10 protein-coding genes are annotated in these 13,964 nt (G+C 71.9%); 9 read left to right on the top strand and 1 reads right to left on the bottom strand.

The genetic code is table 11. The features are described 5' to 3' along the window. The first annotated feature begins 264 nt into the window (after window positions 1-264). Together I847_RS0119810 and I847_RS24985 are read left to right on the top strand one after the other, a co-directional pair. Window positions 265-1,575, top strand: coding sequence for an MFS transporter (locus tag I847_RS0119810; protein WP_028051091.1), 1,311 nt, complete (start codon window positions 265-267; stop codon window positions 1,573-1,575). Beyond that, a complete protein-coding gene (locus tag I847_RS24985) occupies window positions 1,572-3,224 on the top strand; it encodes a SpoIIE family protein phosphatase (RefSeq protein WP_034611337.1) in 1,653 nt (550 codons plus the stop codon). Before I847_RS0119810 ends, I847_RS24985 begins: the two co-directional genes overlap by 4 nt. On the opposite strand, the gene I847_RS0119820 is transcribed toward I847_RS24985, so the two are convergent. Further along, a complete protein-coding gene (locus tag I847_RS0119820; protein ID WP_051275114.1) occupies window positions 3,211-4,695 on the bottom strand; it encodes a CCA tRNA nucleotidyltransferase in 1,485 nt (494 codons plus the stop codon). The genes I847_RS24985 and I847_RS0119820 overlap by 14 nt on opposite strands. A gap of 82 nt (window positions 4,696-4,777) precedes the next feature. Between I847_RS0119820 and I847_RS0119825 the strand changes: the two genes are divergently transcribed. The 7 genes from I847_RS0119825 (at window position 4,778) to I847_RS0119855 (ending at window position 13,942) form a co-directional block, all read left to right on the top strand. Then, the gene (locus I847_RS0119825; RefSeq protein WP_081681185.1) at window positions 4,778-5,332 is read left to right on the top strand and encodes an NUDIX hydrolase; all 555 of its coding nucleotides are present in this window, start codon (window positions 4,778-4,780) and stop codon (window positions 5,330-5,332) included. After that, complete coding sequence (locus I847_RS0119830; RefSeq protein ID WP_028051094.1) at window positions 5,329-7,410, top strand: DUF6049 family protein; 2,082 nt, start codon at window positions 5,329-5,331, stop codon at window positions 7,408-7,410. The genes I847_RS0119825 and I847_RS0119830 overlap by 4 nt, the downstream gene beginning before the upstream one ends. Further along, window positions 7,407-9,062 (top strand): murein biosynthesis integral membrane protein MurJ, encoded by a 1,656-nt coding sequence (gene murJ, locus I847_RS24990; protein ID WP_034611340.1) that lies wholly within the window; start codon window positions 7,407-7,409, stop codon window positions 9,060-9,062. The genes I847_RS0119830 and murJ overlap by 4 nt, the downstream gene beginning before the upstream one ends. A 68-nt stretch (window positions 9,063-9,130) precedes the next feature. After that, window positions 9,131-11,026 carry a protein kinase family protein gene (locus tag I847_RS0119840; protein WP_034611429.1) on the top strand — a complete coding sequence of 632 codons (1,896 nt, stop codon included), beginning with the start codon at window positions 9,131-9,133 and terminating at the stop codon, window positions 11,024-11,026. Window positions 11,027-11,129: 103 nt separating this feature from the next. Beyond that, the gene (gene trxB, locus I847_RS0119845) at window positions 11,130-12,137 is read left to right on the top strand and encodes a thioredoxin-disulfide reductase (RefSeq protein WP_028051096.1); all 1,008 of its coding nucleotides are present in this window, start codon (window positions 11,130-11,132) and stop codon (window positions 12,135-12,137) included. After that, entirely contained in the window at window positions 12,134-12,463 is a 330-nt protein-coding gene (gene trxA, locus I847_RS0119850; RefSeq protein WP_028051097.1) for a thioredoxin, read from the top strand. Before trxB ends, trxA begins: the two co-directional genes overlap by 4 nt. A 129-nt stretch (window positions 12,464-12,592) precedes the next feature. Then, window positions 12,593-13,942, top strand: coding sequence for a PLP-dependent aminotransferase family protein (locus tag I847_RS0119855; RefSeq protein WP_028051098.1), 1,350 nt, complete (start codon window positions 12,593-12,595; stop codon window positions 13,940-13,942). The last annotated feature ends 22 nt before the right edge of the window (window positions 13,943-13,964 follow it).

Genomic DNA, 13,964 nt, shown 5'->3' on the forward strand with positions numbered 1-13,964 from the left:
GTGCACAGCAACATCGCCCGAGCGACCGGCTGCGGATAGCGCTCGTGCACCATCCGCTCCAGCACCGGCTCCCACCTACCCACGCATCCCCCTTGGTTCCCGCGCGACCCGACCGGCGCCGACGAGAGAAGAACGATCCCAGACCGAGGCAGGGTTGTGCCGACGTCGAACTGTCTTCCACCGATCGGCGGGCAGGCTCGCCCGTCGATCGGTCGGCGGGTCGACGGCTCCGGAATCGTGGGAGTCGGGTGCGAGGATGTCCGCGTGCAGGTGATCGCCGATCTCCGGGCCTTGTGGCCGTTGCGGGACTTCCGCAAGCTGTTCGCCGTCCGGCTCGTGAGCCAGACGGCCGACGGCATGTTCCAGGTCGGCCTCGCCACGCTCTTCTTCTTCTCCCCGGAGAAGGCGAGCACGGCGTCGGGGGTCGCGATCGCGTTCGCGACCCTGCTGCTCCCGTTCACGATCGTCGGGCCGTGGGCCGGGGTGCTGCTGGACCGTTGGCGGCGGCGGCAGGTGCTCTTCGTCGGCAACCTCGTGCGGGTCGGGCTCACCGGGCTGATCGCGATCATCATGCTGACCGCAGGCGTCACGCCGGCGGTCTACGTGCTGGCGCTGGTCAACCTGTCGGTGAACCGGTTCCTCCTGTCGGCGCTGTCCGCGTCGCTGCCGCGCACGGTCGACGGCCCGTTGCTGCTCACCGCCAACTCCTTGACCCCGACGCTCGGGGCCGCGGCCGCCGGCCTGGGTGGGGCCATCGGGCTCGTGCTCGGGTTCGTGGTCCCGGAAGGGCGCCCGCGCGACGCGACGGCGCTCGTCGTCGCCGCGTGCGTGATGGCGGTCGCGGCATGGCTCTCCACCCGGCTGGCCAAGGACCGGTTGGGTCCCGACGAGCGCGCGGACGCCGCCCAGCTCCGCGCGCAGCTCGGTCTGATCGTCCGCGGTTTCGTCGTCGGCGCGAAGTACCTGATCGCGCGGCGCACGCCGGCGCGGGCTCTGGCCATCATGGCCGTGCACCGGTTCCTCTACGGCGTGACGTTCATCGCGAGCATCCTCATCGCGCGCAACCTGCTGAGCGACCCGGCGAACACGAGCGACGGTCTCAAGACGTTCGCGACGATCCTGGGCGCCTCGGCCCTCGGGTTCTTCCTCTCGGTCATCATCACGCCCGTGGTCGCGCGGCGCACCGGACCGCAGGTCTGGATCGTCCTGTGCCTGGTGCTGGCCGCGGCCAGCCAGCTCCTGCTCGCCACGAGCCCGTCCCGCGTGGTCGTGCTCGTCGCGGCCTTCCTGCTCGGCCTCGCGGCGCAGGGCGCGAAGATCGCGGTCGACACGATCGTCCAGCGGGACACCGACGACATCTACCGCGGCCGGGCGTTCGCGCTCTACGACGTCCTCTACAACGCGGCCTTCGTCGGCGCCGCGGCGCTCGGCGCGCTGACGCTGCCGGACACCGGCTACTCGCAGAGGCTCTTCGTCATCCTGGCCGGCGGGTACGCGGCGGGTGCCCTCGCTTTTGGTCTCGCGTCGCGGGGTGTCGGTTCCAAGGCGGTCGCACAGGAACCAGTCACGGCGTGAGCGACGAGCTGCCGCTGCGCGCCGTCCTGGACAGCGACCTCGCGCTGAGCATCGCCGACGCCGGCGCGCCAGACACACCGCTGGTCTGGGTCAACGCGGCGTTCACGCGGCTGACCGGCTACCCCGAGGACGAGGTGCTGGGCCGCAACTGCCGGTTCCTGCAGGGCGCGGACACGGATCCCAACGAGGTCGCGCGCATCCGGACCGCGCTCGACGAGCGCCGCACGATCGCCACGGTCATCCGCAACTACCGCCGGGACGGCTCGTCGTTCTGGAACCAGGTCGTGATCAGCCCGGTGGCCGACGAGACCGGCACGACCACCCACTTCATCGGCGTGCAGGCGCTCCTCAGCACGAAGCTCCCCACCGAGCGCGCGCGTGAGCTCGAGCCCAACCTCGACGAGCAGGCCGCCGCACGGCTGGACCTGCTGGCACGCGTCAGCGACGAGCTGACACGCATCCTCGACTACGACGCGGCCGTCGACGCCCTCGGCGACATCGCGATCCCCGCACTGGCGACCTGGGGCTTCGTCGCGATGACCGACGAGCGCGGACGGTTCTCCCGCGTGCACATGGTGACCGGCGACCCCACCCTCCGCGGGCTCGCGCAAGGGCTGGCCGAGGAGGACCTCGGATGGCTGTCCCGGGCGCCGAAGGTGCTGGAGGCCCTGCGCAGCGCTCCCGGGTTCGTCGCGCGGCCGTACCTCGTCGACCTCCCCAACCTGCCCAGTCGCATGACCTCGGTACAGCTGGAGATCATGCAGCAGTTGGGGCTGCGGTCGGCGATGCTCGTGCCCCTGCGGGCCCGCGACCGGGTGATCGGCGTGCTCTGCCTGGTGCACGCCGACGAGTTCAGCCCGGACGCCGTCGTCACCGCCGCGCACCTCGGGCGGCGGGCAGGTCTCGCGCTGGACAACGTGCGGCTCCTCGTGGCGGAGCGGTCCGCCGCCCTCACCCTGCAGCAGAGCCTCCTGCCCACGATCACCGCCATCCCCGGCCTGGACGTCGCCACGGCGTACGTCCCTTCGGCGCGCCGCGCGCAGGTGGGAGGCGACTGGTTCGACGTGCTACCGCTGCCCGACGGGACCGTCGGCCTGGCCGTCGGCGACGTGGTCGGTCACGACCTGCGAGCCGCCGCGTCGATGGGCCAGCTGCGCTCCCTGCTGCGGTCCTACGCGTGGGAGGGCTCGTCGCCGGCGGAGGTCCTGTCTCGCGCAGACGAGCTGGTCCGCGGGCTCGACATCGCGGACATCGCCACGTGCGTCTACCTGCGGTGGTCGACCCGCGACGACGGCGGAGCGGATATCAGCTATGCCCGGGCAGGCCACCCGCCGCCCCTGCTCCGACTCCCAGGCGGCTCGGTGGTCCCGCTCGACGGCGGCCTGTCCACACCTGTGGGGCTCGCCGGGCCGGGTGGGGTCGAGGCGTCGATCGACGTGCCGCCCGGTGCCGTCCTCGTCCTGTACACCGACGGCCTCGTCGAACGCCGTGACCGCGGCCTGCGCGACGGCATCACCGACCTGTCCGCCGAGCTCGCCGGCACACCCGACGGGTCGTCCGCGGCGGCGATCCGCGACCGCCTCGTCGCGACTCTCGTCGGCACCCACCAGGAGGACGACGTGTGCCTGCTGGTGGTCAGGGGCGAGTAGCCCACCACGCGAGGAGCTCCTCGCGTGCGGCGTCCGGACCTAGCGGGCCCCGTTCCATCCGCAGCTCGAGCAGGAACTTGTACGCCTCACCGACCTCGCGGCCGGGCTGGAGATCCAGGATCGCCATGATCTGCGTCCCGTCCAGGTCCGGGCGGATCGCGTCGAGCTCCTCCTGCTCCTGCAGCGCGGCGATCCGGTGCTCCAGGTCGTCGTACGCCGCGGAGAGCCGGGCCGCCTTGCGCAGGTTCCGCGTGGTGCAGTCCGACCGGGTCAGCCGGTGGAGCCGCTCGAGCAGCGGTCCGGCGTCGGTGATGTAGCGGCGCACGGCCGAGTCCGTCCACGCACCCTCGCCGTACCCGTGGAACCGCAGGTGCAGCTCGGTGAGTCGGGCGACCGCGCTCACGGTCGCCTTGTCGAACCGCAGCTCCTTCAGGCGCTTCGCGACGAGCTTCGCGCCGACCATCTCGTGGTGGTGGAAGCTCACGCCGCCGCCCTCCTCGAACCGGCGCGTCCGCGGCTTGCCGATGTCGTGCAGCAGGGCGGCCAGGCGCAGCACCAGGTCCGGACCGGGAACCGGGCCGTCCGGGCCGGTCTCCAGGGCGATCGCCTTGTCCAGGACGGTCAGCGAGTGCTCGTAGACGTCCTTGTGGCGGTGGTGCTCGTCGATCTCGAGGCGCAGCGCCGGCAGCTCCGGCAGCACATGGTCGGCCAGGCCCGTCTCGACGAGGACCTGCAGGCCGTCCCGGGGGGACGACGAGACCAGCAGCTTGCTCAGCTCGTCGCGCACCCGCTCGGCGCTGACGATCGCGATGCGGTCCGCCATGTCGACGATCGCCGTGCGCGCGGCCGCGTCCACGGCAAAGCCCAGCTGCGCGGCGAACCGCGCAGCGCGCATCATGCGCAAGGGATCGTCGTCGAAGGACTGCCGCGGGTCGACGGGTGTCGTGAGGATGCCCGCCGCGAGGTCGGTCAGCCCGTCGAACGGGTCGACGAACGTCAGCTCCGGCAGCCTGACCGCCATCGAGTTGACCGTGAAGTCGCGGCGGGAGAGATCGCCCTCCAGCGAGTCGCCGAAGGCCACCACGGGCTTGCGGCTCGTCGGGTCGTACTCGTCGGTGCGGTAGGTGGTGACCTCGACGACGACGTCTTCGGCCTGTGACGAGCGGCGCCCAGCGAACCGTCGCGCGCCGATCGTGCCGAACTCCTTGCCGATGTCCCAGTGCGCATCACCCCAGCGGGCGAGCAGCGCGAGCGTCTGGTCGGGCGACGCCGACGTCGTGAAGTCGAGGTCCGCCGACGCCCGCCCGAGGAACGCGTCCCGCACCGGTCCACCGACCAGTGCGAGCTCGTGCCCGGCGGCCTTGAAGATCTCGCCGAGCTCGAGCGCGTCGGGCGGGAGGCTGCTCAGGACGCCGAGGGCGCGACGGCGCAGAGCGGCAAGGGCAGACGGATCGGGCTGTTCGACGGGCACTCGTCCAAGCCTGCCAGACGCGGCGGCCGGTCCCACGCGCCGGAAGGCCTTCGCACGGCCGCCGAGTCGTTACAGTGGCGGGATGTCGAGCCCGGCGCGCCCATCGTTGCCCGGGGGCGTACCTGCGCCGCCGGGTGGCCACGCGCTGCGGATCGACCCCCATCTGACCGCCGCCAAGCCGCCGTCGCCCCCGCTTCCGGTGGTCGACGAGACGTCCGCCGGGGGGATCGTCGTGAGCAAGCGGGACGGGGTCGACCACGCCGCCGTCATCGCCCGCCGCAACCGCGCCGGTCGCCTCGAGTGGTGTCTGCCCAAGGGGCACCTCGAGGGCGAGGAGACGCCCGAGGAGGCCGCGATCCGGGAGATCGCCGAGGAGACCGGCATCGTCGGTGAGGTCGTCGGACGGCTCGGCGTCATCGACTACTGGTTCAGCGGCGACGACCGCCGCGTGCACAAGGTGGTGCACCACTTCCTGCTCGGCGCGGTCGGCGGCGAGCTGTCGGTCGAGGGCGACCCGGACAGCGAGGCCGAGGAGGCCGCGTGGGTCCCGGTCACCGAGCTGAACGGTGTCCTGGCCTACCCGAACGAGCGTCGACTCGCCGAGGCGGCCCTTCTGCTCCTCGTCGACGAGGCATGAGCGCGCGCACGACGCTGCGCCGGGTGCTCTGCGTGGCCCTGGCGCTGGGCGCTGCACTCCCGGCCGGCACCCCGGCTCAGGCCGCCGACGAGGACACGTACCCGGTGGCCGTCCACGTCGACGAGATCTCGCCCGTCGTGGTGCGTCCCGGCGATCCCCTCACCGTCCGGGCGACGGTGACCAACACGAGCACCGAGGTGATCGACGAGCCGGTCGCGACCGTGCGGCTCAGCCGTTTCACGGTGAGCACCCGCGACGACCTCGAGGCCTGGGTGTCGTCGACCACGTGCGCGTCGAACCGCCCGTGCCCCCAGGTCACCTCGGTAGCGCTACCGGGGCCCCTCGCTCCGGGTCAGTCCGCGCCGGTCGAGCTGAACGTGCCCGCGAAGGACCTCAGGCTGAAGAACCTCCCGGACACCTGGGGGCCGCGCGGAATCTCGGTCGAGGTGACGGCAGGGCGCAGGCGCGTCGGACTCGAACGCACCTTCCTGCTCTGGTTGACCGACGACGCCAAGCTCGAGCGGACACCGGTCTCGGTCCTGGTCCCGGTCGTCGGGCCGGGTGCTGACCCCCTGAACCCGGACCAGAACGCGCTCGACCGGCTCGTGGCGCACGGGGGACGGCTCGACGACCTGGCGACGACGTTGGCGGCGAACCCCCGGATCGGCGTCGCGGTCGACCCCGCCCTGCTCGCCCAGGCGGCGACCGGCAGCACCCGGGCGCAGGCCTGGGGTTCCGCCCTCGACGCGGACCTCGTCCATCACGACGTCCTGACTCTGCCCTGGTCGGACCCGGATGTCGGCGCCGCCGGTCACGCGGGACAGTCCGGCCTGGTCAAGCTCGCGGTCGACGCGTCGGCCGCCACGGACGCCTCCGGCCCGGGCGTGCTGTGGACGCCGTCGGGCGGCGCCACCGACCAGACCACCCTCGGCGTCACCGCGCAGGTCGGTGAGCCTGCGGTCGTCGTCGCGCCCGGCGCCGTGGACGTGGACCGGCCCAAGAACGGGCGGACGCCGCAGGCCCGGACAGCCGTGCGCACCCCAGCCGGCACGGTGCACGCGCTCGTGCCGGACAGCCGCCTCAGCGCGCTGATGACCGACCCGACGTCGGTCGATCCCCAGGCGACGCCCGCGACGACCGTGCAGCGTGCGCTCAGCGAGCTCGCGGTGGTGACCCGGGAGACGTCGTCGGACCAACCCCGTCTGCTGATGACCGCGGACCGCAGCTGGTCGCCGGACGGCCCCTCGGTCGCCGCGCTGCTCACCGCGCTCGACGACGCGCCCTGGGTGCACCTCACCGACCCGTCGTCCCTGCTCGGCGACACCGCCGCGGGAAAGGGGTCGGTTCCCGCGAGCGCCGCCGACCCCGCCGAGCTCGCGCCCGACACGGTCCGCGCCCTGGCGGCCGCCCGGGACCGGGCCATCGCCTTCGCCACCGTCACCGACGAGCCGGACCGGCTGCTCGTGGGCGTGGACGCCGAGGTCGTGGCGCCGCTGGCCGTCGCCTGGCGCCCCGTACCCGGCCAACGCACGGACCTGGTGGCCCGCGTCCTCGCCGACGTCAGCCAGCGCGCCAGCGGGCTGTCGATCGCGGCGCTGAGCGACCTGGCCGTCATCAGCTCCACGGGGGTCATCCGGATGACGGTCTTCAACGACCTGACCGTGCCGGTCACGGTGCACCTCACGGTCCAGCCTCGCAAGCCGTGCCTCGCGGCGGAGGACGTTCCGCCGGTGTCCGTCGCCGCGAAGCGGAACACGGTCGTCCCCGTCACGCTGAACGCCCGCGCCAACTGCGAGGTCACGGTCGTCGCACGACTGACCTCGGCCGACGGCACTCCGGTGTCGGAGCCCGTCTCCTTCGTCGCTCGCGTGGCGCCCACGATCGAGAGCGTGGGCACCAAGATCGTCGGTGGCCTGCTGGCCATCGGACTGATCCTCGGCATCGCCCGCACGATCCGCCGCGGTCAGAGCTCGCGACGAGGCAGCCGCGTCGACGTGGAGGATCCGGCTCGGACGCCGCAGCCCGGCGAGACGGGCGTGGAGACGCAGGAGCCCGTGCCCAGCGAGCCCGACTCGTGACCGACGACACCGCCGGCGGCATTCGCCGCGGGGCTGCCCTGATGGCCTCGGGCACCGCCACCTCACGCGTCCTCGGGTTCGTGCGGGTCATGGTGCTGGCGGCGGCCATCGGCGGCACGACGCAGGTCGCCGACGCCTTCGCGGTGGCCAACCAGCTCCCGAACATCCTGTACATGCTGCTCATCGGCGGCGTGCTGAACGCCATCCTGGTGCCGCAGGTCGTGCGTGCCTACAAGCGCAACGCCGGCCAGGAGTACGTCGACCGCCTGCTCACCATCGGCTTTCTGTCGCTCGCGGCGATCACCCTGCTCCTGACGCTCGCCGCGCCGATCCTCGTGGGCCTCTACGCCAACTTCGACAACCACGCGCAGACCCAGCTGGCCATCACGTTCGCGTTCTGGTGCATCCCGCAGATGTTCTTCTACGGCGCCTACGGCCTGCTGGGCCAGGTGCTGAACGCGCGCGGGTCCTTCGGGCCGTACATGTGGGCACCCGTCGTCAACAACGTCGTCTCGATCGCCGGGTTCGCCTTGTTCGTCGTGCTGTTCCGTGGGGTCAAGCACAACGGCGTCCTCGAGGCGACCTCGATGACCACGGCAGAGACCACGATCCTCGGCCTGTCCGCGACCCTCGGCGTCGTCGCGCAGGCCGCCGTTCTCCTTCCCGCACTGCGCCGTGCCGGCGTCCGGTACCGCCCCCGGTGGGGACTGCGCGGTTCGGGTCTCGGCGTCGCCGGCCGGGTCGCCACCTGGACGCTCGCCGGTCTGAGCATCGGGCAGCTCGGCTACCTCGCCTCGTCCAACGTGTCCACTTCGGCACCGAACGCCGCCGTAGCCCTCGGAGCGCCCAAGGGATCCGTTGCCGGCCTGGCCGCCTACACCATGGCGTTCCTCATCTTCATGCTGCCGCACTCGTTGGTCACCGTGTCCCTGGCCACCGCCATGTTCACGCGCCTGTCCGGGCACGCGCACGACAACGACACCGCCGGCGTCCGGAGCAACATCTCCTACAGCCTGCGGACCGTCGGCGTGTTCACCGTGTTCGCGACCGTGGCGATCGCCGTCCTGGCCCTTCCCCTGACCCGCGTCCTGCTCTTCACCGCAGCGGCACAGTCGGCGCACGCTGTCGCGCCTGTCACCTTCGCGATGGTCCTCGGCCTGCCCGCGTTCGGCGTCTGGTCGATCTACCAGCGGGTGTTCTACGCCTACGAGGATGCGCGGTCGATGCTGCCCGTGCAGATCGTCATGGCCGCCGTGGTCGTCAGCGGAGCGTTCGCGTCGAAGGCGGTCCTGTCCCCGACGCACTGGGTGGTCGGCATCGGGGTGTCGATGAGCGTGTCGTACGTCGTGGGCATGGTCTACGCGCAGATCCTGCTGCGTCGACGGGTCGGCTCGCTCGACGGCCCGCGCGTCCTGCGGGTGCACGCGCGGGCTGGTCTGGCCGCCCTGGTGTCCGCGGCGGTCGGGATGCCGGTGCTCTTCGTGCTCGCGCAGGTTCTGCCCGACCGGTTCGTCGGCGCCGTGACCGAGTGCGCGGTCGTCGGCACCCTGATGGCGCTGGTGTACGTCGGTGCGCTGCGGGTGCTCCGGGTGCGAGAGCTCGACGGGCTGCTGCAACCCGTTCTGCGGAGGCTTCCCGGCCGACGCCGCTAGCATGCAGGAGTTCTGCCCGTGACCATTGTTCGATCCGTGGTCCTCGAGCTCGTCGAACGGAGGTGCTGGTGAGCGAGGTCGTCGGTCGTGGCACGGTGCTCGCGGGACGGTACCGCGTGCTGTCCTCCGTCGACTCCGATCTCCAGGGCGCGAGCGCCTGGCAGGCCACCGACCAGATCCTCGACCGGCCGGTCCGCGTCCGCGTGCTCGAGTCCGGTGCCGTCGCACCCGCCCTCGACGCCGCCCGTCGCGCTGCGCTCGTCGCGGATCCCCGGCTCGTGCGCGTGCTCGACGTCGGCTCGCACGACGGGTACGGCTACGTGGTCTCCGAGCAGCTCGTCGGCCCGTCCCTCGCCGAGCTCGCCTCGCGCGCACCCCTGACGGCCGAGCAGGCGCGAGCCGTCATCGGGGAGGCCGCTGCAGCGCTCGAGGTGGCTCGCCGCCGGGGCGTCCACCACCTCGCCCTTCGACCTTCGGTCGTGCACGTGAGCCCCGACGGCCGAGTGCTCGTCGGTGGGCTCGCGCTCGATGCCGCCCTACTCGGCGATGTCGGTGGCGACGCCCGCTCGACCACGCGAGCCGACGCCGTCGGCCTCGTCCGCCTCCTGTACGCCGCCCTGACCGGGCACTGGCCCGGCGACCCCGGCTCCTTGCTGCCTACCGGCGGCGGCACCCTGCCGCCGGCCCCGGTCGTGGACGGTGCGCCGGTCCCGCCTGCCCAGCTCGTGCCGACGGTGCCGAACGACCTCGACACGCTGTGTGCGGTGACGCTCGGCCCGAACGACGACGGACCGCACAGTCCCGGCGAGCTCGTGCGTGAGCTCGAGCCGTGGGGCGAGATCCGTGCATCGGGTCTCGCCGAAGGCGTCGCGGCCGCTGCCGTGCCGCAGTTCCCACCGACCGGCGACGCCGCACCCGAGGTCGGTCCGTCAGCAGCGGCCGTCGCGGCTGCCGCGGTCGCTCCGGTCGTCGTGCAGCGGCAGTCCGTGCGGTCCGCGTTCCGGGTCCAGGAGGAGCAGCCGCCGGGTGCCAACCTGCCCGGTACCCCTCCGCCGGCGATCCCCGCCAAGGGGAGCACGCTCAGCGGCCCGCCACCGTCTGCCGAGGCGTCGGCCGCTGCAGCGGCTGCGGCCGCCGCTGCGGCAGTCCCGCCGGCCACCGCGCCGCCCGTTCCACGGGCTGGCAGCACGGCGTACCCGCCCGCCTCCGTCGCTCCCGCGGGGGCCGCCCCGACGGTGTCGCGTCGTCCGGTCGCTCAGGCGACCGCAGCCGCGGACTTCGACGAGGTGATGGGCGCCGCGACGCGGGACATCCCCATCGTCGCGCGTCGCTTCGACCCCACGGCGTTGGTGCTGACGATCGTCGTGATCGCGGTGATCGTCGGTGTCATCATCGCCATCAAGATCCTCTTCTCGGGATTCGACCCGCGGTCGCCCTCCTCGGACGACAAGTCCACGCCGTCGTCGAGCGCGTCGGCGCCGGCGTCGACACCCGGGGCCGTCGCACCCGCCACCCCGGCCGCACCTGCCGCCGGCGGGCCGCCGGTGATCGCCTCAGCGACGACGATCGACCCCTCCGACACCGACGGTGAGCACCAGGAGGACGTCGCCAAGGCGTACGACGGTGACGCGACGACGTGGTGGTACACCCAGACCTACAAGAGCGCCGACTTCGCAGGTTTCAAGCCGGCCGTGGGCTACGCGATCACGCTGACCACCAAGACCACCGTCAACACGGTCACCCTGCACTCCAACAGCACAGGCGGCCAGGTCGAGATCCGGGCCACCGACGCCGCGCACCCCACCGACGGACCGGTGCTCGCGTCCGGAGCCTTCGGCGCGGAGGTCACCTTCGGGCTCGTCCCGCCGCCGGACACGCAGTCCCTCGTCCTGTGGATCACACAGCTGCCGACCACCGCCGACGGTTCCTTCCGGCTCGAGCTGGCCGAGATCTCGCTGTCCTGAGCGCGCTCGAGCAGGCGGTACCCGGTGATGTCGGCGGAACATCTGGCGCCTAGGATCTGTTGAGCCCGAGAGCCTCACCAGCCGACCCGCAAGGACCCACATCGTGACCGACCAGAGCACCTCCGCGCCCGACTCCGTGCGCGACCTCGTCATCGTCGGGTCGGGCCCCGCCGGCTACACAGCCGCGATCTACGCCGCGCGTGCAGGACTCGCCCCGCTGGTCATCGCCGGTTCGGTCACCGCCGGTGGCGCGCTCATGAACACCACCGAGGTCGAGAACTTCCCGGGCTTCCCGGACGGGATCCAAGGCCCTGAACTCATGGAGTCGTTGCAGAAGCAGGCGGAGAAGTTCGGTGCCGAGGTGCTGTGGGACGACGCGTCCTCGCTCGACCTGACCGGTGACGTCAAGGTCATCGAGACGCTCGGCGGAGACACGTTCCGCGCGCGCTCCGTCATCCTCGCCACAGGTTCTGCGTACCGCGAGCTCGGGCTCGAGGACGAGAAGCGCATGTCCGGCCGGGGCGTCTCCTGGTGCGCCACCTGCGACGGGTTCTTCTTCCGCGACCAGGAGATCCTCGTGGTCGGCGGCGGCGACTCCGCCGTCGAGGAGGCCACGTTCCTCACACGGTTCGGCAAGCGCGTCACGATGGTCCACCGTCGCGACCAGCTGCGGGCCTCGAAGATCATGGCCGACCGCGCCGCGAACGACCCGAAGATCGAGTTCGCGTGGAACTCGGAGGTCGTCGCCATCCACGGCGATGCCAAGGTCACCGGTGTGACCCTGCGCAACACGCTCACCGGCGAGACCGTCGAGCACCCCGCGACCGGTGTCTTCGTCGCGATCGGGCACGTCCCCCGCTCCGAGCTGCTGGTCGGTCAGGTCGATCTCGACGACGAGGGCTACGTCCAGGTCGTCGGTCGCTCGACCGCCACGAACGTGACAGGCGTCTTCGCCTGTGGCGACCTCGTCGACCACACCTACCGTCAGGCGATCACCGCCGCCGGCTCCGGCTGCGCCGCCGCCCTGGACGCCCAGCACTTCCTGGCGTCTCTGGGCGACCTGGTCGCACCCGTCCCGCCCGTCGAGGGCCTCGTCGAGGAGATCGCATGAGCACGACCGTCGTCACCGACGCCACGTTCCAGTCCGAGGTCCTCGAGTCCGAGATCCCGGTGATCGTCGACTTCTGGGCGGTCTGGTGCGGCCCCTGCCGCATGGTTGCGCCGGTCCTGGAGGAGCTCTCCGAGCAGTACGCCGGCCGGGTGAAGATCGTGAAGGTCGACGCCGACGAGAACCCCAAGGTCACGGCCGACTACAACGTCGTCTCGATCCCGACCCTGAACTTCTACGCGGGGGGCGAGCTCGTGACCTCCCGCGTCGGCGCTCGTCCGAAGTCGATGATCGCCGAGGACATCGAGAGCGTCCTGGCCACCGTCTGAGAAGCCTCTTTCGAGCGCCCTCGGCACCGCGGTGCCGAGGGCGTTCGCGTCGGGCACGTGTCGCCGCCGTCGGTTCTGCTCGCGGGACGGTGCGAGGTGCACGCCGTGCGCCGTGCGAAACTCGTGCGCATGATCGAGACTCCCCTGCCCGCCGGCGAGACGTCGGGCCACCCCACGTCCTCCGCCGCCGCCGGCACGGGCACCCGCCTCGACCGGTGGCTCGGCTCCTACGCCGAACGCACGCACGGCATGCGCTCCTCCGAGATCCGCGCCCTCTTCGCCGTCGCCAGCCGGCCCGAGGTGGTCTCGTTGGCGGGCGGGATGCCGTTCCTCGAAGGACTGCCGCTCGACATCCTCGGCGAGCTGGCCCAGCGCGTCGTCGCGACCCGTGGCCTGCAGGCACTCCAGTACGGCTCAGGGCAGGGTGACGAGACGCTGCGGGAGCAGATCCTCGAGGTCATGGCGCTGGAGGGCATCGGCGCGCACCCCGACGACGTCGTCGTCACCACAGGCTCGCAGCAGGCGCTCGACCTGGTCACCCGCATCTTCATCGATCCGGGCGACGTCGTCGTCGCGGAAGCGCCCTCGTACGTGGGGGCGCTCGGCGTCTTCCGTGCCTACCAGGCCGACGTCGTGCACGTCCCCATCGATGCCGACGGGCTGATCCCTTCGGCGCTGGAGGAGACGCTGTCGTCGCTCGCGTCGTCCGGGCGCCGGGTCAAGTTCCTCTACACCGTGCCCAACTTCCACAACCCGGCCGGTGTCTCGCTCTCCGTGGCTCGTCGGCCCCAGATCCTCGAGATCGCCCGCCGCTACGGCGTCCTCGTGCTGGAGGACAACCCCTACGGTCTGCTCGGCTTCTCCGGCGATCCCGTCCCCGCGATCAGGTCCCTCGACGACGAGGGGGTGCTGTACCTCGGGTCGTTCTCCAAGACCTTTGCGCCCGGGTACCGCGTCGGTTGGGTGGTCGCTCCCCATGCGGTGCGCGAGAAGCTCGTGCTGGCCAGCGAGTCCGCGATCCTGTGCCCGTCCAACGCCTCTCAGATCGCGATCTCGACCTACCTGTCGACGTGCGACTGGCGAGGACAGATCAAGAGCTACCGCGAGCAGTACCGGGAGCGACGCGACGCCATGATCTCCGCACTCGCCGAGCACCTCCCCGATGCGTCGTGGAACGTGCCCGACGGCGGGTTCTACACCTGGGTCCGCCTGCCCGAGGGTCTCGACGCCAAGGACATGCTGCCGCGGGCCGTCACTGCCCGCGTCGCCTACGTGCCAGGCACCGCGTTCTACTACGACGGCGCCGGTTCCGACCACCTGCGGCTCTCGTTCTGCTACCCGACGCCTGACCGTATCCGGGAGGGCGTCCGCCGCCTCGCCGGGGTCGTCGCCGGCGAACGCGAGCTCGTCGAGCTGTTCGGGACGAGCGGCTCGGCGGGTCCCGACGACGTCCAGTCACCCGCCCCCGACATCGCGTGACCCGGTCGATGCTCACGCTCAT

The organism is Cellulomonas sp. URHD0024 (assembly GCF_000426185.1).
GTDB lineage: Bacteria > Actinomycetota > Actinomycetes > Actinomycetales > Cellulomonadaceae > Cellulomonas.